The sequence below is a fragment of the Paenibacillus tuaregi genome (assembly GCF_900086655.1).
GTDB lineage: Bacteria > Bacillota > Bacilli > Paenibacillales > Paenibacillaceae > Fontibacillus > Fontibacillus tuaregi.
The window spans coordinates 3,339,844-3,360,069 of record NZ_LT575476.1 but is presented as its reverse complement, the minus strand read 5'-3'; the positions used below and the strand labels follow the sequence as shown (position 1 = coordinate 3,360,069).

13 protein-coding genes are annotated in these 20,226 nt (G+C 50.6%); 12 read left to right on the top strand and 1 reads right to left on the bottom strand.

All coding sequences use genetic code 11. The annotated features are described in order from the left end of the window. The first annotated feature begins 89 nt into the window (after positions 1 to 89). From yicI to BN6628_RS15040, 7 genes are all read left to right on the top strand, one after another. Positions 90 to 2,411, top strand: a complete 2,322-nt coding sequence (gene yicI / locus BN6628_RS15070) for an alpha-xylosidase (RefSeq protein ID WP_068618778.1) — start codon at positions 90 to 92, stop codon at positions 2,409 to 2,411. A gap of 103 nt (positions 2,412 to 2,514) precedes the next feature. Continuing rightward, positions 2,515 to 4,299 carry a sensor histidine kinase gene (locus tag BN6628_RS15065; protein ID WP_068618777.1) on the top strand — a complete coding sequence of 595 codons (1,785 nt, stop codon included), beginning with the start codon at positions 2,515 to 2,517 and terminating at the stop codon, positions 4,297 to 4,299. Positions 4,300 to 4,444: 145 nt separating this feature from the next. Beyond that, on the top strand, positions 4,445 to 5,389 hold the full coding sequence (locus BN6628_RS15060; protein ID WP_235847736.1) for an ABC transporter permease: 945 nt from the start codon (positions 4,445 to 4,447) through the stop codon (positions 5,387 to 5,389). 15 nt (positions 5,390 to 5,404) lie between these two features. Then, positions 5,405 to 6,304: a carbohydrate ABC transporter permease gene (locus BN6628_RS15055; protein ID WP_068618773.1), complete on the top strand. Its 900-nt coding sequence runs from the start codon at positions 5,405 to 5,407 to the stop codon at positions 6,302 to 6,304. An 83-nt stretch (positions 6,305 to 6,387) separates the two neighbouring features. Beyond that, positions 6,388 to 8,094: an ABC transporter substrate-binding protein gene (locus tag BN6628_RS15050; protein ID WP_082926926.1), complete on the top strand. Its 1,707-nt coding sequence runs from the start codon at positions 6,388 to 6,390 to the stop codon at positions 8,092 to 8,094. A 57-nt stretch (positions 8,095 to 8,151) separates the two neighbouring features. After that, positions 8,152 to 10,515, top strand: coding sequence for a glycoside hydrolase family 95 protein (locus tag BN6628_RS15045; protein ID WP_068618771.1), 2,364 nt, complete (start codon positions 8,152 to 8,154; stop codon positions 10,513 to 10,515). A 28-nt stretch (positions 10,516 to 10,543) separates the two neighbouring features. Beyond that, on the top strand, positions 10,544 to 12,574 hold the full coding sequence (locus BN6628_RS15040) for a beta-galactosidase (protein WP_068618769.1): 2,031 nt from the start codon (positions 10,544 to 10,546) through the stop codon (positions 12,572 to 12,574). Positions 12,575 to 12,724: 150 nt separating this feature from the next. On the opposite strand, the gene BN6628_RS15035 is transcribed toward BN6628_RS15040, so the two are convergent. Further along, a complete protein-coding gene (locus tag BN6628_RS15035; protein ID WP_068618768.1) occupies positions 12,725 to 14,236 on the bottom strand; it encodes a stalk domain-containing protein in 1,512 nt (503 codons plus the stop codon). Positions 14,237 to 14,481: 245 nt separating this feature from the next. Here BN6628_RS15035 and BN6628_RS15030 point away from each other — a divergent pair, with 245 nt between their 5' ends. From BN6628_RS15030 to BN6628_RS15010, 5 genes are all read left to right on the top strand, one after another. After that, a complete protein-coding gene (locus BN6628_RS15030) occupies positions 14,482 to 15,246 on the top strand; it encodes a prolipoprotein diacylglyceryl transferase (protein ID WP_068618766.1) in 765 nt (254 codons plus the stop codon). Continuing rightward, on the top strand, positions 15,243 to 16,658 hold the full coding sequence (locus BN6628_RS15025) for a radical SAM protein (protein ID WP_068618764.1): 1,416 nt from the start codon (positions 15,243 to 15,245) through the stop codon (positions 16,656 to 16,658). The genes BN6628_RS15030 and BN6628_RS15025 overlap by 4 nt, the downstream gene beginning before the upstream one ends. Next, a complete protein-coding gene (locus BN6628_RS15020; protein ID WP_068618762.1) occupies positions 16,655 to 17,140 on the top strand; it encodes a hypothetical protein in 486 nt (161 codons plus the stop codon). Before BN6628_RS15025 ends, BN6628_RS15020 begins: the two co-directional genes overlap by 4 nt. Before the next feature lie 131 nt (positions 17,141 to 17,271). Continuing rightward, positions 17,272 to 18,924 (top strand): S-layer homology domain-containing protein, encoded by a 1,653-nt coding sequence (locus BN6628_RS15015; protein ID WP_068618760.1) that lies wholly within the window; start codon positions 17,272 to 17,274, stop codon positions 18,922 to 18,924. 191 nt (positions 18,925 to 19,115) lie between these two features. Then, positions 19,116 to 20,216 (top strand): putative 2-aminoethylphosphonate ABC transporter substrate-binding protein, encoded by a 1,101-nt coding sequence (locus BN6628_RS15010; protein WP_068618757.1) that lies wholly within the window; start codon positions 19,116 to 19,118, stop codon positions 20,214 to 20,216. The last annotated feature ends 10 nt before the right edge of the window (positions 20,217 to 20,226 follow it).

Sequence of the window (20,226 nt, the reverse complement as noted above, 5' to 3'; positions counted from 1 at the left end):
TAAGATTTGCATAACAGATATCAGTATAATGCGAGTATAACGCTTTCATTGGATTTTGTAAAAGTATACAGAAAAGGCAGTGAGGACAAATGAAATTCACCGATGGCAACTGGCTGATCAAAGAAGGTTATACGCTGGATAATGCGGTACAAATCCACGATTGTGAGGTAACCGGAAGGACCTTGGCCGCTTATGTATCGACAACGCCGCTGAACGGGCGGGGCACGATGATTAATACGACCCTGCTGACCGTGAAATTTCATTCCCCGGCACCTGGTGTAATCGGAGTTAAGCTGATTCACTTCGACGGAATCCGGGACGCCGGACCAAACTTTGAGCTTCATACGGACAGCACACATCCGGTTACCGTTATGGAGAATGAGCAGGAGGCCGTCTTAACAAGCGGGGACCTGAGTGTGAAGGTGTCCAAGGGAAGCCAGTGGTCTTTTGATTTCTATAGGGGTACACAGCGGTTGACCGGCAGCGGGTTTAAGTCTGCAGCTCATATCACGGACAGCCAGGGGCGGACTTATATGCGGGAAGAGCTTGATCTGGGCGTGGGCGAATGGGTGTATGGATTAGGAGAACGCTTCACCGCATTTCAACGGAATGGGCAAATCGTCGATATTTGGAACCAGGATGGAGGGACGAGCTCGGAGCAGGCGTACAAGAATATCCCGTTCTATCTAACCAATAAAGGTTATGGGGTATTCGTGAACCATCCGGGTCTGGTCTCTTACGAGATCGCCTCTGAGAAGGTGAAGAAGGTCCAGTTCAGCATAACCGGAGAGTCTATGGAATATTACGTCATCGATGGGCCTTCGCCCAAAGAAGTGCTGGGACGGTATACCAGTCTGACAGGGAAGCCTGCGCTTCCGCCAGCCTGGACCTTCGGGCTGTGGTTGTCGACTTCATTCACGACAAACTATGATGAAGAGACAGTGAACACTTTCGTTGACGGGATGGCGGAAAGAGGCGTGCCGTTGCATGTGTTCCATTTTGACTGCTTCTGGATGAAGGAATTTCACTGGTCGGATTTCAAATGGGATGAACGTGTATTCCCGGATCCTAGGGGCATGCTGGCAAGACTCAAGGCTAAAGGGCTGAAGATCTGTGTATGGATCAACCCGTATATTGGACAGCGCTCGCGCCTGTTCGAGGAAGGGAAGCGGCTTGGTTACCTGGTGAATAAGCCGAACGGCGATGTGTGGCAGTGGAACCTATGGCAGCCGGGCATGGGGCTGGTTGACTTCACGAATCCTGCTGCTTGCGAGTGGTATGCAGGTTATCTCCGGGAATTGGTGGATATGGGAGTAGACAGCTTTAAGACTGATTTCGGGGAGAGAATACCGGTGGATGTCGTCTATCACGACGGTTCTGACCCAGAGAAGATGCACAACTACTACACATATTTGTACAACAAAGTGGTATTCGGCGTGCTTCAGGAGAAATTAGGCCCACGGGAAGCAGCCGTATTCGCCCGCTCCGCAACGGCCGGGAGCCAGCAGTTTCCGATACACTGGGGCGGCGACTGCTACGCGGACTACGAGTCCATGGCAGAGAGCCTCCGCGGCGGATTGTCCCTAGGACTATCCGGCTTCGGCTACTGGAGCCATGATATCGGAGGGTTTGAGAACACGGCCCCGGCCCATGTGTTCAAGCGGTGGCTGGCTTTCGGCCTGCTTTCCAGCCACAGCCGGCTGCACGGTAGTTCCTCCTACCGTGTGCCTTGGGCCTACGATGAGGAAGCGGTGGTGGTCACCCGCTTCTTCACAAAGCTGAAGTGCCGGCTCATGCCTTATCTGTATCAATCCGCGGTACAGGCATCGGAGCAGGGGGTACCGATGATGCGGGCCATGCTGCTGGAGTTCCCGGATGATCCGGCCTGTGAACCTCTGGACCGTCAATACATGCTGGGCGACAGCCTTCTGGTTGCACCTGTATTCAGTGAGCAGGGAGAGGTTCAATATTATATTCCAGAGGGGAACTGGACCCATCTGCTGACAGGCGCGGTAGTTACTGGCGGGCGCTGGCTTAAGGAAACCCATGATTTCTTAAGTCTGCCGCTGTACGTCCGGCCGAATTCCATTGTGGCCTTTGGCAGGGAGGATACAGAGGTGGATTACGATCTGGCGGATGAGGTTAAGCTCGTCATTTATGAACTGGAGGATGGTTCATCAGCACAGACTTCTGTATTCGGCACTAGCGGGGAGAAGGAGCTTGAGGTCTCCGCCCGCAGGGACGGCAATAACATTTATCTGGAAGCCATAGGTGCAGGCAAGGCGTTCCGGGTTGTCTTAAACGGCAGCAATGCTCTGAGCATCGTGGAAGGACCAGCGGAGCAGAAAGATCATGAGGTCTATGTTCAACCGGGCTTGACCGAAGTTTCCCTGCATTTAACGGTATCCTAAATAGAAATTCATAGAAGAAGAGGCTCCTTTTTATGCCATAAAAGGGGCCTCTTTTGCTTCTGATATAATAGAAATTGACAATTTATAGATTAGGGGGATCTTTATGTTAGAGCGGATGGCGAGATTGTCCAACAACCTGAAGATGAAAAACAAGCTGATTCTGTCCTTTATTCTTATTGTAATGGTGCCTGTCCTGATTATTGGAGGTACCGTTACTTTTTATTTCCGGGAACAGGCGCTGGATAATGCGATCGATCAAGCAACGAATAACGTTGAGAAGATCAAGACCCAGACGCTGAACATGCTTCGCGTACCTACTGATATTTCCAATAGTCTGCTCTTCGACGAAGGCTTGAAGGAGCTGGTAAATACCCGCTATGAGGGTGCGCTTGATTTGACAAAGAGTTATTTGTCCTACACTAAATTTAAAGATTATGTCCGTCAGTATAAAGAAATTTCAGGCATCCGCTTCTACATGGACAACTCTACGCTGGTAAACAATCTGGAATATATTCCTCTTGATGAGCAGATCAAAAAGACTCACTGGTACCAGAAAGCAGCAGCCAACAAAAATATCGGCTGGTTCTATATTCCCGATGTGGAGGCTTCCCCGGTTCACAGGCTGAGCTTGGTCAGGAAAGTAATCTTTCCCGAATACCATTCCAGCGGGATCCTGATGGTCGAGATGGATCAGGGTGAGCTCAACGGCATGCTTAGGCAGGAGCAGTTCGATACATATATAGCTGATGAACAAGGATACATAATCGCCGCGAGCAAGCCGGTCATGGTGGGAAAGCTGATGAAGGACTTGAGCTTGGGCCTGGGCACAGATACGGAATACAAGGGAGCCTACAAGAAGGTTCTTAATGATAAAGCTTCCTATGTCATCACCGACAACCTGACACCGGACGCCAGCATGAACGGCCTGCGGATTATCTCTGTATTTACAACCGAGAGCATTGTGAAGGATGCCAACCATGTAAGTATGATGGGGTTCTGGTTCATGCTGCTTGTGCTCGTGATAGCCTTAATCTTTGTATACATTGTATCGGTTTTAACTACAGGGAGGCTGCTTCGGCTCAGCCGTCAGCTCAACCAAGTAGCGCTTGGCAAGTTCGATGTCGTGTCGACAATCGATGGCAATGACGAGATTGGACAGCTGTCCCGCCAATTCAATTACATGGTCAGCAGCATCCAGCAGCTGATGCGGCAGGTGGTAGAGAAGACGGAGCACAACCAGGCGCTTGAAATCGCTCAGAAGGAAATCACGCTTAAAATGATGGCAAGCCAGATCAATCCTCATTTTCTATTTAACGCACTGGAATCCATCCGGATGAACGCCCTTCTTAAAGGAGACAGGGAAATTGCTCAAGTTGTCCGACTGCTGGGCAAGCTGATGCGCAAGAACCTGGAGGCTGGAAGAGAGAAGACAACCCTCCAGGAGGAGGTTGAAATGATCAGGTCTTATCTGGAAATTCAGAAATTCCGTTATGAGGAACGGCTTGACTATACGATCATCGTGGATACAAATGCGGACAAGGTTATGATTCCGCCGCTCATTATTCAGCCTCTGGTGGAGAATGCGGTTGTGCATGGCATGGAGGACAAGCCGGACGGGGTTCAGGTGAATGTCCGGATACAGGAGATCGGGCAGGGCAGGATCCGGATTGAAGTTGAAGATAATGGGACCGGGATTACAGAGGAACGGATGGATGAGATTGTTCGGTATATTTCCGGCCCGGAGGATAAGGAGAAGCGGAGTATTGGACTAAGGAATGTGCATCAGCGGTTATGTATGGTATTCGGCCCCTCGGCCGGACTACATATTCGGAGCAAAGCGGGAATCGGGACAACGATATATTTTGAAATTCCGGCAAAGGAAGCGTAATCTCTAATTTTTATATGGTTTTCAGTCAAATCTGTCGGGTATTTCGGCAGCGCCTGCCCCTATACAATTGGAGTATAGATGAGGGGGGAAACCAGACGTGAAAACGCTAACAACAACCAACAACCTCCAGGCTGAAGGCGTAAGCTTGAAGAACCCGCAGAAGGAGAAAAAGCCGAAGAAGGGAAGCTTGTGGCGAAGTGTCGTCAGGCAGAAGTACTTGTATATGATGTCTATCCCGTTTGTAATTTGGCTCTTCATATTCAGTTATGTCCCGTTGTGGGGATGGACAATGGCCTTTCAGAACTACAAGCCTGCACGAGCCTTTTCGGAGCAGAAGTGGGTGGGATTCAAGAATTTCATTGAGCTTTTTCAGGACGAGCGCTTCTATCTGGTGCTGAGGAATACGCTGGCTATGAGCATCATGGGAATTGTCGCCGGATTCATTGTGCCAATTGTGTTTGCCATTCTGCTCAATGAGCTGAGGTCCATCAGGTTCAAGCGGACGGTTCAGACGATATCTTATCTTCCACACTTCGTCTCATGGGTGGTAGTAGCAGGGATTATTACGAAGCTGCTCTCTATCGACGGCGGAATTGTGAATGAGATCCTTATCTCTCTTCATATTGTGGATCAACCGATCCAGTTCATGGCTAAGGGAAACTGGTTTTGGGGAATTGTAACCGCTTCCGACTTGTGGAAAGAGACGGGGTGGAATGCGATTATCTATCTGGCGGCCATCACCGGAATAGACAAGGAACTCTATGAAGCGGCACGGGTAGATGGAGCAGGCCGCTTCAGACAGATGTGGAACATTACTCTGCCAGGAATCCGGCCGACCATTATGGTTCTGCTTATCCTGTCGATCGGACACCTGACCAGCATTGGGTTTGAGAAGCAGATGCTGCTGGGGAATAGTCTCGTGACGGATTACTCAGAGGTGCTGGACTTATATGCGCTGAAGTACGGGATTCAAATCAACCGTTTCTCCTATGGTACAGCCATCGGGATGTTCAATTCGGTGGTCAGCATTATTCTCCTCTTCACCGCCAACGGACTGTTCAAGAAATTCACGAAAGAAAGCGTTATGTAGAGAGGAGAGAGGAATATGGCGGACCGGGCATTTAATTCAACCCGATCAGAGAAATTGTTTGATATCTTCAATTATTTCTTTCTAACCGTTGTACTGATTGTGACACTCTATCCCTTTATAAATGTTCTGGCGATATCACTTAATGATTCTACCGATACGGTTCGTGGCGGCATTTACATTTGGCCCAGAGCGTTCACGCTGGAGAACTATCAGACGATTTTCAACTATACAGGCCTTATTCAGGGCCTGAAGATCTCGCTGCTCCGCACGATTGTAGGAACTGTACTTGGTCTGATCGCAGCGTCGATGCTGGCATTTACTCTTAGCAGGGCGGATTTCCGGGGCAGAAAATTTATCTCTACCTTCGTCGCGCTTACGATGTATTTCTCAGGGGGAATCGTTCCCGTCTACATTCTGATGCGGGATCTTCATTTGATCGGTACGTTCTGGGTATACATTCTGCCAGGGCTTGTCAGCGGATTCAACGTTTTCATTATCCGGTCGTTTATTGACGGCCTTCCGTATGCCCTTCAGGAATCAGCCAAGCTGGACGGGGCTAATGATTTCACGATTTATTACAGAATCATCCTCCCTCTCTGCAAACCGGTTCTGGCCACCATTGCGCTGTTCCTGGCCGTAGGGCAGTGGAATTCCTGGTTCGATACGTATCTGTACAATGGAACCAAGCAGCAGTGGACTACGCTTCAGTATGAATTGATGAAAGTGCTGCAGAGCACACAGCAGGGCGGGAATATGGTCAATGCCAACGATCTGGCGACTCAAATGGCCCATGTCTCACCGGATTCAATCAAAATGGCGATTACGATTGTGGTCACCGTTCCGATTCTTCTGGTATATCCATTTCTTCAACGTTATTTTGTGGGCGGAATGACCCTTGGGGCAGTAAAAGCCTAATGGTTCATAGGTTGAACACGGTGAATTCAGCCCGTCAGGCTGATCACATACACAAGCGACTTAATATGGCAAGGGGGATAAAAATGAAGATTAGCAAAGCGTCAAGACTCGTAGCGCTGGTTCTGGCAGGTTCGTTAATGCTGGCTGGCTGCTCAAGCTCGAAGGACAATCCAGGGGCAGCAGATACGGGCAAAGCCGGGGATACGGAGTCCACAGCTCCAGTGACCTTTACCTTCTTCGGTGCGGATGCAAGTCCCAATTGGAACAACATGAAGGATGATGTGGGACAGGAGATCACGAAGAAGACTGGAGTTACCATTAATGCGGAGTATGATGTCGGCAGCGGGGGTGGGGACAATAAAGTCTCCCTGATGGCGGCCAGCGGGGAGTATCCCGATATGATCTTTGCCAAGGGTAATCTGGGCATGCTGGTTGATGCCGGAGCGATGATTGATCTGACCGATTTGATTGAGAAGCATGCTCCGAATTTGAAAAAGATTTATAGCAGCAACATGAACCGGCTGAAGTACAGCAACGAGGACCCGAAGATTTATTCGATTCCGACGAATGCCGGCGTGGATAACGTGGTGTTTGATGCTACCGGCGGCTTCGAGATTCAGCATCGTGTTCTGAAGGAGCTGGGTTATCCCAAGGTCAGAACGCTGAAGGATTATGAGAACGTGCTCAAGCAGTATGTGGCCAAGCATCCGACAACCAATGGACAGCCTACAATTCCGCTTACACTTAATGCGGATGATTGGAAAATTATGATCACAGTGACGAACCCGGCCTTCCTGGCGACCGGAGCTCCGGATGATGGGGAGTATTATATCGACCCGGCAACTTATGAGGCGAAGCTTCATTATAAGCGTCCGGAAGAGAAGGAGTACTTCCGCTGGTTGAACCATATGTATACTGAAGGACTGCTGGACAAAGATACATTTATTCAAAAGGACGATCAGTATAAGGCTAAAATTTCAAGCGGACGGGTGCTCGGCCTGATTGACCAGGAATGGGATTACCAGGATGCTGAGAATGCCCTTAAAAGCTCAGGCAAGAACGAGTACACTTATGCCCACTTCCCTGTAACCATTTCCGAGGACATTAAGGATAAATCCATGCAATCTACAGGGTTTGACGGATATGGCGTTGGGATTACAACTTCCTGCAAAGATCCGGTCCGTGCTATTAAATTCCTGGATTGGCTGGCTTCAGATGAAGGTCAGGTTCTCCGCAACTGGGGGATCGAAGGGAAACACTATAAGGTGGAGAACGGCAAGCGGGTTATTCCTCAAGATGTGCAGAACCGAAAGGTCAACGATGCCTCCAACTTCGCAAAGGAGACAGGAATTGGATTGTATGCAGCTTTCAGTGCGCGGTATGGTGACGGTGTGAAGGATTCCACAGGCAACTATTACACCACGAACTTCCCTGAACAGATTGTAGCCAGTTATTCAGATGCCGAAAAGGAATCATTGAAGGCATACAAGGCTACTACTTGGAAAGATCTGTTCCCAAGCGAGAAGGAATTCCCGGTTAAGGAATGGGGAGCTGCTTACAACATGACGGTGCCTACAGACGGGGAATACCAGGTCATCTTCAAGAAGACCCAGGATATTATTCGCAAAAGCATTCCGGAAGCCATTCTTAGCAAACCGGGAGATTTCGACCGGGTCTATGACAACTTCCTGGCGAGTCTCGACAAGGCTGGCGCTCCTAAAATGGAAGCCGAATATACCAAGCTGGTCAAAGCCAGAGTTGCGCTTTGGACTGGTAAAGATGTGAAATAATGAAGCAGCAGCCCGGGCATTTGTCCGGGCTTTCTGTTCGACAGCAGGAGGATGAGTATGTATCCGGTTGAGGCAGGAAATGAAGAGCGGCTGTGGTACAGACAGCCAGCCGAAAGCTGGGAAGAAGCGCTTCCGGTCGGCAATGGGCGCTTGGGTGGCATGGTTTTTGGAGGAGATGAGCTGGAGAGAATTGCGCTGAATGAGGATACGTTATGGTCAGGATTTCCCAGGGACACGATGAACTATGAAGCGATCCGCTATTTGGAGCGTGTAAGAAAGCTGATCCGCGAGGGAAGCTTTGAGGAAGCCGAACAGCTGGTGGAGCAGGGCATGGTGGGAAGGCGGACGGAGTCCTATCAGCCGCTTGGCGATCTATGGCTTCGAAACCACAGATTTACCGGAAGAGAGCAGGGTTATACTCGCAGCCTCGACCTGAAGCGGGGGGTAGCGGCCGTCCAATCCGGCAAAGGGGGAGCGCGGTTCTACAGAGAGGTGTTCGTCAGTGCGCCTGATCAGGTTATGGTCGTCAGGCTGGAGGATACCCAGGGGATTGATGTTACGGTTCAGCTGAGTTCCCCGCTCCGGTATACGGTTCATGCCGGAGAAGCCGAGCTGGTCTTAAGAGGAAGAGCGCCTTCGCATATTGCAGACAATTATGCCGGCGATCACCCACAGCCCATTTTGTATGAAGAAGACCGGGGAATCAGCTTCGCTGTGCATCTGTTCGTGGACGCATGCGGAGGGAGTCTTGAGGCTGGGGAGGAAGGGGCTCTGCGTATTCATAATACCGGGTCTGCCGTACTTTATTTGACGGCGGCAACGGACTTTGAACGGTTTGATGTGATGCCTGGCCGATCAGATCCGGAAAAGAAGAGCCGGGAGCAGCTGACAGCCGCGGCAGGTCTTGGCTTCAGCCTGCTAAGGGAGAGACACATCCGGGATCATCTGGATTTATTCAGCCGCGTGTCGCTGATCTTGGGAGGGGAGGAGAGCGAAGCGATACGGCGGCTTCCGACCGATGAACGCCTGAAGTTATATGCTGGCGGGGGCAGAGACCCGGAGCTTGAAGCTTTGTATTTCCAGTATGGCCGCTACCTGTTAATGGCTTCTTCAAGACCAGGTACTCAAGCCGCACATCTGCAGGGAATCTGGAATCCGCATGTTCAGCCCCCCTGGAACTGTGGATATACGACCAATATCAATACACAGATGAATTATTGGGCAGCTGAAGTGTGCAATCTGGCCGAATGCCATGAACCGTTGATGGACTTGATCGGGGAGCTTGGCGCCAGCGGCAGCAGAACCGCCCGTATTCACTATGGAGCGCGCGGCTGGGTCGCCCATCACAATGTGGATTTGTGGCGGACCTCAACCCCTTCCGAAGGCCGCGCCAGCTGGGCCATGTGGCCCATGGGCGGTGTGTGGCTGTGCAGCCACCTGTGGGAGCATTATTTGTATGAGCCGCATGACCTTCAGTTCCTGCGGGATACAGCCTACCCCCTGATGAAGGGTGCGGCAGAGTTCTGTCTTGATTGGCTGGTGGAAGATGCTGAAGGGTATTTGGTCACCAGCCCATCTATTTCCCCGGAGAATGAGTTCATTACTCCTTCGGGAAATGTGTGCAGCATATCCGAAGGCTCTACGATGGATATGTCGCTTATCCGCGAGCTGTTCAGGAATTGTGCCAAGGCGGCCGGGCTTCTTGGTATTGATGGAGAATGGGCAAGTACCCTGCTGACAGCGGCTGGCAGATTGCGCCCCTTCCAGATTGGCGGGGACGGCCGGCTGATGGAATGGGCGTCCGAATTTCAGGAAGCTGAGTCCGGTCACCGGCACATGTCCCATCTGTATGGCCTTCATCCGGGATTTGAGATCCACCCGGAGCATACGCCGGAGCTGGCCGAGGCTGCAAGGCTTGTGCTTGACCAGCGGATTGCCAGCGGCGGCGGGCATACCGGGTGGAGCTGTGCCTGGCTGGTGAATCTGTACGCAAGATTGGCTGACGGGGAGTGGGCGCATCATTTCCTGCGCTCCTTGTTGAGCAGGTCCACGTATCCAAATCTGTTCGATGCCCATCCTCCGTTTCAGATCGACGGAAATTTTGGAGGAACCGCTGGAATTGCTGAAATGCTGCTCCAGAGCCATGCGGCTTATATAGACCTGCTGCCCGCCCTTCCTTCATCGTGGAGACAGGGAGAGGTTGCCGGTCTGAGAGCCAGGGGAGGATTTACGGTGGATGTGGAATGGGCAGCAGGCCGCCTAGTTCAAGCCCGGATTACTTCCGTTTATGGCGGCTCATGCAGGGTAAGGTATCGCGGAGAGGCACTGCAAGTGGTGGGAGGTACGGCGGTGACAGAGCCGGGCGGGGTGCTGGTCTTTGCCGCTGCGCCTCACAAGCCTTATACGATAAAATTGATATAAATTTCAATTCAGAAGGGATGGGAAAGAAATGATTAACACCAAGCTGCCAAAAATCTGGTATGGCGGGGATTACAATCCTGAACAGTGGGAGCCCGCCATCTGGAGTGAGGATGAACGGATGTTCCAGCTTGCCGGGGTGGATGTGGCTACGCTTAACGTATTCTCGTGGGCACTGAATCAGCCAAGTGAGGATGTGTATGATTTCAGCTGGCTGGATGAGCAGATGGACCGCATGTCCAGAACCGGAGTATACGTCTGTCTGGCAACAAGCACGGGGGCACACCCGGCATGGATGGCGAAGCGTCATCCGGATGTTCTCAGAGTGGATAGGATGGGCCGCAAGCGGGCCTTCGGTGGAAGGCATAATTCTTGTCCGAACAGCCCGACTTACCGCCAGTATTCGACCAGGCTTGCCGGCAAACTGGCCGAGAGATACAAGGACCATCCGGCACTTGTGATTTGGCATATCTCCAATGAGTATGGAGGGTACTGCTACTGTGATAACTGTGCTGCTGCCTTCCGGGTATGGCTGAAGGAACGCTATAAAACGCTGGACGCACTGAACCGTGCTTGGAACACGAGATTTTGGGGACATACGTTCTACGATTGGGATGAGATTGTGCCTCCAAGTGAGCTCAGTGAGGAATGGGGGCATAACCGGACGAACTTTCAAGGCATCTCACTAGACTACCGTAGATTCATGTCTAACAGTCTGCTGGAGTGTTACAAACTGGAGTATGAGGCCATCAAGGAGTTTACCCCGGATATTCCGGTCACTACCAATTTAATGGGGCTGTACCCGGAACTGGATTATTTCGAGTGGGCCAAATATATGGACGTGGTGTCATGGGATAACTATCCCTCGCTCGATACACCGGTCAGCTTAACCGCGATGACCCATGATCTGATGCGCGGACTAAAGCATGGTCAACCGTTCATGCTTATGGAGCAGACCCCGAGCCAGCAGAATTGGCAGGCTTACAATTCGTTAAAGCGGCCGGGTGTCATGCGCCTGTGGAGCTATCAGGCGGTGGCGCGTGGTGCGGATACGGTGATGTTCTTCCAGCTGCGTCGGTCCATCGGGGCATGTGAGAAATACCATGGGGCGCTGATTGAGCATGTGGGACATGAGCATACGCGTGTATTCCGCGAGTGCGCCCAGCTCGGCAAGGAACTGCAGGGACTTGCAGACTCGATTCTTGATTCGCGAAGCGGGGCACGGGTTGCCATCGTCTACGACTGGGAAAACCGCTGGGCGATTGAACTATCCAGTGGACCCACTGTGGCGCTGGATTATGTGAAGGAGGTCCACAAGTATTATGACGCTTTATTTAAGCTGAATATTGCCGTGGATATGATCGGTGTCGATGCGGATCTTTCCCCGTATGATCTTGTAATTGCTCCGGTTCTCTATATGGTTAAGCCGGGGTATGCCGGCAGAATTGAAGAGTTCGTGGAAGGGGGAGGCACTTTCGTAACCACTTTCTTCAGCGGAATCGTGAATGAGAATGATCTGGTTGCCACCGGAGGGTATCCGGGTGAACTGCGCAAGGTTACAGGAATATGGGCTGAGGAGATTGACGCCCTGTTCCCGGATCAGAGCAACCGCATGGAGATGCGGCAAGCCTGGGGGGAGCTGGAAGGAAGTTATTCCTGCGGGCTGCTCTGTGATCTTATTCATGCCGAAGGAGCGGAGGTGCTAGCGGAATATGGGGAGGATTTCTACAAGGGCATGCCGGTTCTGACCAGGAACCGCTATGGTCAAGGAACCGCCTACTATGTGGCGAGCAGCCCCGAAGCCGCATTTCTTGAAGGATTCCTGAGTAATTTATGCCAGGACAAAGAAATAGCTCCCCTTCTCGCGGATGTGCCCCGAGGTGTGGAAACAGCCCTGCGGGTTAAGGGGGAGTCAAGGTACTTGTTCGTCCTGAACCATCTTGCAGATGAGGCCCAGATCCAAATTGGAAACCAGGTGATGAGGGATTTACTGAGTGGCGAACAGATAAAGGGCCAGGTATCGCTGCCGGGAAGAGGGGTGCTGATTCTGGAGAGCATGTAAACATTTATTTGTTCAAAATGATATGGTTTTCGAGATATATTGGGAAAACTATGAGCCGCGAACCTGAATTCTGCCCAAATACAAAGAAGAGGCCTACAGCCGTGAATACGACTAGTAGGCCTCTTTTTTGTTCAGATCCGTCAACAGCAGTTAGTCGACATCTGTAATCTTCCACTTTCCATCGGTTTGTCTAAATACAATGCCGACAGAGGTGCTTGAACGACCGTTGGGGTCTGACAAATAACGGAATTCCACGTAAGCCACGAGTTCATTCGGATCTGTGCCCTTCTCCAGCCGGAATCCGCTGATCTTCGTGATTAGGCGGTTTCCCAGGTTCTCCAGCTTAGGGAATACAAATTCGTCTTTCGCGAATAGCGTCTTCAGCTTGCTCAAGTTTCTCCTGTTGAGGGCAGATACGTATTCGTTGACCCGCCCGGCGATTTCACGCTCCAGGCTTCCTGTGGCGTACTTGTTCACCGATAGCAGCGCGGGCTTCAGGATAATGGTTACGTTCTTGCTGGGCTCCAGCCAGAGGACTGACTGGCCGAACGCGCCGGTTGCCGCCCTAACGGGGACATAGGTGACCCCGTTTCGCACAATGACCGGCTTCAGGTCTGAAGCTGCAGGCTTGCCATCAATCCAAAGGCGTACTCCACCAGATGGTTTCCCGGACACAGCTGATAACGGGGTTCTGATCAGAACACTCTGGTGTTTCGCATCCCAGATCAGCGCTTCCCCCAGCAAGGCTCCAACAGCCCGCAGAGGCAGCAGTGTGATCCCTTGGTAAGAGATTGGCTGAAGAGACGGGTCGGTCACGGGAAACCCGTTTACAGAAAGGGATAGAGAGGCTGCAGGCTGAACATTCACCGGGAAAGACTTGTGAAGCCGTGCCGGTGTTATTGTTATTGAACCCGCACCCGGATGAATCGCCCCAAGGCTTCCATCCCAAGCCTCCCCATAAACGGGAAATGTAAATTTAAAATCATACCGCGCCTGATGCGAAGGCCCCCGGTAGATAAGCAGCGCCGACTTGGAGGGGAATTCTGCTCCGGTTGCGGACTCGGTTGGGGTATAAGAGTTAATTTTGCCTGGGGTCCAAAACACATTTACTTGGCCATCTTCTACAAGATCATCGGAGCCACTGATTCGGACGGGGTCACCAATCCGGAAGCTGGCTGGACTCAAGGAGGCCGATTTCCCCATAACAAACAGGCTGGTCAGCTTGGTTAACTGGGCATCCGCTAATGATATTCTGGTCTCCTTATATTCAAGGACTAGACCGCCTGAATTTTGAGGGTTGTAGAGCAGGGCATTCGAACCGTCTTTAAATGAAAGGTCGACCTTGTAGCTGAAGAAGCTGTTTGAGCTGTCTCCCGGCTTAATAGTTTCTTTGGTACCCTTTGCTGTGAATTGATTGATGAAGCTGGATATCTCGGTCAGTGCCTGTTTGTCTGCTTCCCTGCTGCCGAATAACGGGCGATAGGTCAGATCTGCTTGGGACAGGGTGGCTTGGCGGATATCTTCAGCTTTGATATTCGTGAGCGATTGTTCTGCTGCCGATACCACACCATGGCCAACGATGTTTGAATATGAAGGGGTTAACGTGACTCCGACCGCTAAAGTGAACATGAGTATGTACTTGGCTGCATGATTTAACTTCATAACATCAACTCCTTTAGTTTGAAAAAGAATACAAGAGTAGACTAACGGAATAATCATATATCATCTGTGATTTACAAAATTTACAAAACTGTTAATGAACACGGGAGGTTTTCTAAGAAAACTCAAGCAAAAAAGGCTATCCGCCGGGGGTTCAAATTGGTATAGTAGTAATAGTTTTTATTCCTAATTTTAACCAATCTATCAATATCAATGATGAACTTACAACCAGCGACAGGAGAACCAGGATGCAGTTTCCCGTATACATTCATATTGGAAAGTTAGTGATTCACCCTCATTTTTTGTTTGAGACACTTGCCTATTTCTTGGGATTCAGAGTTTACCTATGGACCCGGCGCAAGACGGAGGTTCCGGTCAAAAATATGTTTTGGGTGATTGTTGGTGCCGCGATAGGAGCTGCTCTTGGCTCCAAGCTGCTGTTTTGGTTTGAGAATCCAGAGCTGTTAAAGTCTATTGGAAGCCACTGGACGGAACTCATGGCCGGTAAAACGATTGTTGGCGGGCTTCTGGGCGGCTTGATCGGAGTAGAGCTGGCCAAGAAAATGGTTGGCATTACGCGCTCTACAGGGGACGATTTCGTATTTCCCTTGCTTTTTGCGATTGGAATCGGCCGCATCGGGTGTTTTTTAACCGGGCTGGATGACCATACCCACGGTATTCCTACGAATTGGATCACGGGCTTCGACTATGGCGACGGGATTCCAAGACATCCTACACAGCTTTACGAGATCGGCTTTTTCCTGGTGTTCGGGATCGTCTTGTTTGTGATCAAACGAAGAAGAGCAGCCCGGGGCTGGCCGCTGGCCGACGGTGCCATGTACCAGGCGTTTATGTTCGGTTATCTTGCGTTCCGGTTTTGCGTTGATTTTATTAAGCCGACGCCTCACCCATACCTGGGAATGAACAATATTCAAATTGCGTGCCTGCTTGGCATGCTGTATTTCATATTTGGCTATCATACTCAGCCGGTTAGGAAGGAAAGTGTGTCATGACCACAAAAAACAGACCTTATCTATTCTACGAACTCACGAACAGCATCTGCTCTAAATGCCTCAAGAAAGTGGAGGCCAAAGTCATTATTGAAAATGACCGGGTGTATTTATCCAAATACTGCTTCGAACACGGCCGGGAAAAGGTGCTGATCTCCACGGACGTAGAATATTTCAAGCGCTGCCGCGAATTTATCAAGCCAGCGGAAATGCCGCTGCACTGGAATACTCCGATCCGCTACGGATGCCCGTATGATTGCGGTCTATGCCCGGATCATGAGCAGCACAGTTGTCTGACAATCGTTGAGATTATCGACCAATGTAATTTGAAATGCCCGATCTGTTATGCCGATTCGTCCCCGGAGAAGAAATTATGGCGCTCTCTTGAAGAGATCGAACGAATGCTGGATGCCGTCGTCCGCAATGAGGGGGAGCCTGACATTGTGCAGATCAGCGGCGGGGAGCCGACCATTCATCCACAGTTTTTTGAAATTTTGGACATGGCCAAGACGAAACCAATCAAGCACCTGATGATTAACACCAATGGAATCCGGATTGCCCAGGACCGGGAATTTGTCCGGCGGCTGGCGGAGTATAAACCAGGGTTTGAAATTTATTTGCAGTTTGACAGCTTTGATAAATCCACGCTTCAGGAGCTGAGGGGGGCCGACCTTCGGCAGATTCGGAATAAGGCGATTGAGCACTTGAATGAATTCAACATCTCGACCACCTTGGTAGTCACACTTAAGAAGGGGCTGAATGATCATGAAATCGGGGAGATCATCCAGTACGGTCTCAAGCAGCGGGCGGTTCGGGGCGTAACTTTCCAGCCAATCCAGGCTGCTGGGCGCCTCGAGGAGTTCGACCCTTCCAAGGACCGCTTAACCTTAAGTGAAGTCCGTCAGCAGATTATTGATCAGTCCGGTGTGTTTCAGGCTGAAGATATCATTCCAGTTCCATGTCATCCCGATGCACTTGCGATGGGGTACGCGCTGAAGATGGGTGGTGAAGCCGTACCGCTCACCGGAATGATCGATCCGCAGATTCTGCTGGAGGGAGGACGCAATACAATTGTGTTTGAACAGGACCAGGATCTTAAAAAGCAAATCTTTGAACTGTTCTCTACGGCTCATTCTCCAGAATCCTCGGCATTATCATTAAAAAGTCTGCTGTGCTGCCTTCCACTTGTCCAGGTACCAGAGACAGTCAGTTATGACAATGTATTTCGCGTGATCATCATGCAGTTTATGGACCCTTACCATTTCGATGTCCGCTCCGTCAAGAAATCGTGTGTTCATATCGTACATCCGGATGGTAGAATCATTCCGTTTGATACGTATAATATCTTCTATCGTGGAGAGTTGGAGAACCGGCTTAAGGAGCTGAAGGCGGAAATGGAGGGGGTCAACCGATGAGCGATGAGCACGACAAACGGCCTGAAGGGAAAAATGATGCGGACAGGAATGCGGAATCTGTAGAGGGTTCTAGTGACCGGGAGCCATCCAAGTCAGTGCCCCCGTCCTCCCAAGGCAATGGCCATGGATTAGAGTATGGACAGGGACTTGGACTTGACCAACAGCCTACACCTGGCTATGAATCCTATCCTGGCGCCTGGAATGGAGTGCCCGGTGCGCCGCCTCCCCATGAACCGGAGCGGAATCATTCGGCCGAGGTGTTTAAAGGACTGGCCATTCTGTTTCTGCTCCATTTCCTCCATGCTGCCTTTCCCGCAGCGATCTTTGTCATCGGTATTTCTCAGATCGTATACTTAATTCCGGCTGCGATCATTGCGTTTAACCGCAAACGAGTTGGAATAGGGCAGGGAATCCTGATCGGCGGAGCGATTACCTTCCTGCTGAATGCCGCCTGCTTCGGAATAATAATGGGCAAATTCTAAAAATAATGACCACCTGAGCGGGTGGTTTTTTTCTTTATCTGGAAGTTTTTCCGTCTCTTGTTGTTCAGATTATTGTTTGATTATGCTACGATCTTTGTGATTTTTCTTATTTCATCTATTGGGGGAACATTATGAAAAGATTAAAGCGGGCACTTGCCGTATCAGTGGCTTCCGGCGTGATTTACCTTGGAGCACCACTAAGCACACATGCTGCAGTAGATTTCACCGATATTCAGGGCTCATTTGCCAAGGATGCCATTTTGGAATTGGCTTCCAAGGGAATACTGAATGGGGTGAACACAGGCAGCTTCAATCCTGCCGGAAAGATCGAGAGACAGGATTTCGCTATCATTCTCGCCAAGGCATTGAAGCTGGATACCAGCCAACCGCCTGCTTCGCCAAGCTTCAAGGATGTTCCCAAGGATCATTATGCCTACGCAGCGGTTGAAGCCGCAGTCAAAGCCGGTCTGATTAAAGGAACAGGCGATGGGTCATTCGGAGGCGGAACCAATCTGTCCCGCCAGGATATGGCCGTCCTGTTCGCCAGAGCACTGAACCTGATTGTAGGTAAAGACGTGGTGACCGGGGGAGCAGCCTATTTGAATTTCTCAGATGCAGCTTCTATTTCCGATTACGCCAAGGATGCGGTAGGCGCAGCGTTTAAGCTGGGTTATCTTAATGGCAGCAACGGCCAGTTTAATCCCACGGGGGCGGCAACCCGCGAGCAGGTTGCAAGCTTGACTCAAAGATGGCTCAGCACTTCTGATACGGTGCAAAAGCAGGAGGCAGCGAAAGCTGAAGAGGCAAAGAAAGCGGAAGAAGCGAAAAAAGCTGAAGAAGCCAAAAAGGCGGAGGAGGCGAAAAAGTCTGAGCAGCCGAGCACATCTTATGTGCCGCCAGTCTATTATCCGACCACACCGACTCCTGAACAGCCGCCCGTGGCAACTCCGGAAATTCCACAAGCTCCTTCCGATCTGGCGCTGCATTATTCTGTAAATGCAGACTTGCCGGGACTGACTCTGCCAGAGTTGACCTGGACGGCTAAGCCGAGTGTTACTTATGATGTCTACTATTCCAGTGTGTCTGGGTTAGAATACCAAAAGATAGGTCAGACAGAATCTGGTTCATTCCCACTCACCAATAAGTATTTCCAAGGTACCGCTTATTTTGTGGTGAAACCAAGCGGAGAGGGAACGAAGTATTCCAATGAAGCTTCCGTTCAATTCAAGCCGGAAATAGCCGAGTTTAGATATTATAATGACGGCGGGGCTACTCTAGAGTGGATGCCAGGGGATGTGAACGACCGGTATTTCATTTTCTACAAAGAACCGGCTGGAGCACAATACCGTCTGTTAAATCTTCAACCAGCCACAGCTGATGCAGGAAATGTAAATGGTGGCAGCATCTCTTCTTCATACATTAAATACATGATTGAAGGATTTAACGGAGGCAAGCCGCTTACCGGATATTCCTTCTTCTTGCTCAAGGTTCCTTCTTCAGCGGATCAGCCAGGCACGGTTATTACATCATCTGTAGTCACTGTGCAAGACAGCACTAATGATTCCGATGGCGGGCAAGATTCAGGCTCCGACCAAGGAGGAACGACTGGCCAGACACCTCCTCCGGGTACTGGTGATCCAGGCACCACAGATCCGGGTACCACGGATCCAGGCACTACAGATCCGGGTACCACGGATCCAGGCACTACAGATCCAGGCACCGCGGATCCCGGCACCACAGATCCAGGCCCTGCAATTCCAGGCACCATGGATCCAACTCCATAGAAAGACACCTAAAACCCTGACTGCTTCGGCGGCAGGGTTTTCTCGTATCAAAAGTCACAACAAAAAACAATTAAAATATAAACAAAAACATTTTATTAACGTGGATTTGATGTGTAGTTAATAAATGGCCTCTATACTGAGTTTGTTGTCTGAAATGAACCTATCAAGGTATTGGAGGAGAAGAAGAGAGCATGAAAAAATGGACGGGTCTATTAGCAACTATGCTTATGCTGGTGTCATTCCTGGCTGCTTGCGGTCAAGGAACGAAATCTGAAGGAGCGAATCAGCTGAAAGACCAGAGTGCTGGTGCCGGGAAAGAGGCGGCGGTTTCGGGAAGCAAAGAGATAACGGTGTATACCGCGCTCGAAGATGATCAGATTGAGTCCTACCTAGAATCTTATAAGTCTACTTATCCTGATGTAAAGGTGAATGTCGTCCGCGATTCCACAGGTGTCATTACAGCCAAGCTGCTTGCAGAGAAAGATAATCCGGTAGCCGATGTGGTGTGGGGAACAGCCGCTACAAGTCTGCTGGTGCTTGACCAGAACGGAATGCTGGAGCCTTATTCACCAGCAGGCGTTGAGAAAGTTACACCGGAATTCAAGGATTCGCAGAACCCAACTCACTGGGTTGGAATTGATGCCTGGGAGACTGCCTTTGCGGTAAATACGGTGGAGCTTAAGAAGAAAGGACTGGCCATTCCACAGTCTTATGCTGATCTGATTAAGCCGGAATATAAAGGTCTTATTGTTATGCCGAACCCGGCTTCTTCCGGAACAGGTTTCTTGACGGTATCTGGTCTGCAGCAGCTGCTGGGTGAAGAAGAAGCTTGGAAGTACATGGACAAGTTGAATGAGAATATCGCAACCTATACACATTCGGGCTCGAAGCCGGCGAAGCTGGCCGGTACAGGTGAATACCCAATAGGTATTTCATTTGGTTACCGTTCTATCCAGGAGAAGAAGAAGGGTGCTCCGGTCGAAGTTGTATTTCCGAAGGAAGGCTCCGGCTGGGATGTGGAAGCGAACGCTTTGATCAAGAAAGCCGACATCAAACCTGAAGCCAAGCAGTTCCTCGATTGGGCGATTTCTGCCGAGCCGATGAAGAAGTATAACGAGAATTACGCCATCATTTCCATTAAAGACGACGCTGCGGGCATCCCGGAAGGTTACAGCAAGGATCCTGTCAGCCAATTGATCAAGAATGACCTGAATCAGACTGCCAAGAACCGTGACGCCACGCTTGCCGAGTGGACAAAGCGCTATGACTCGAAGAGCGAGCCTAAACAATAACAATAACGAA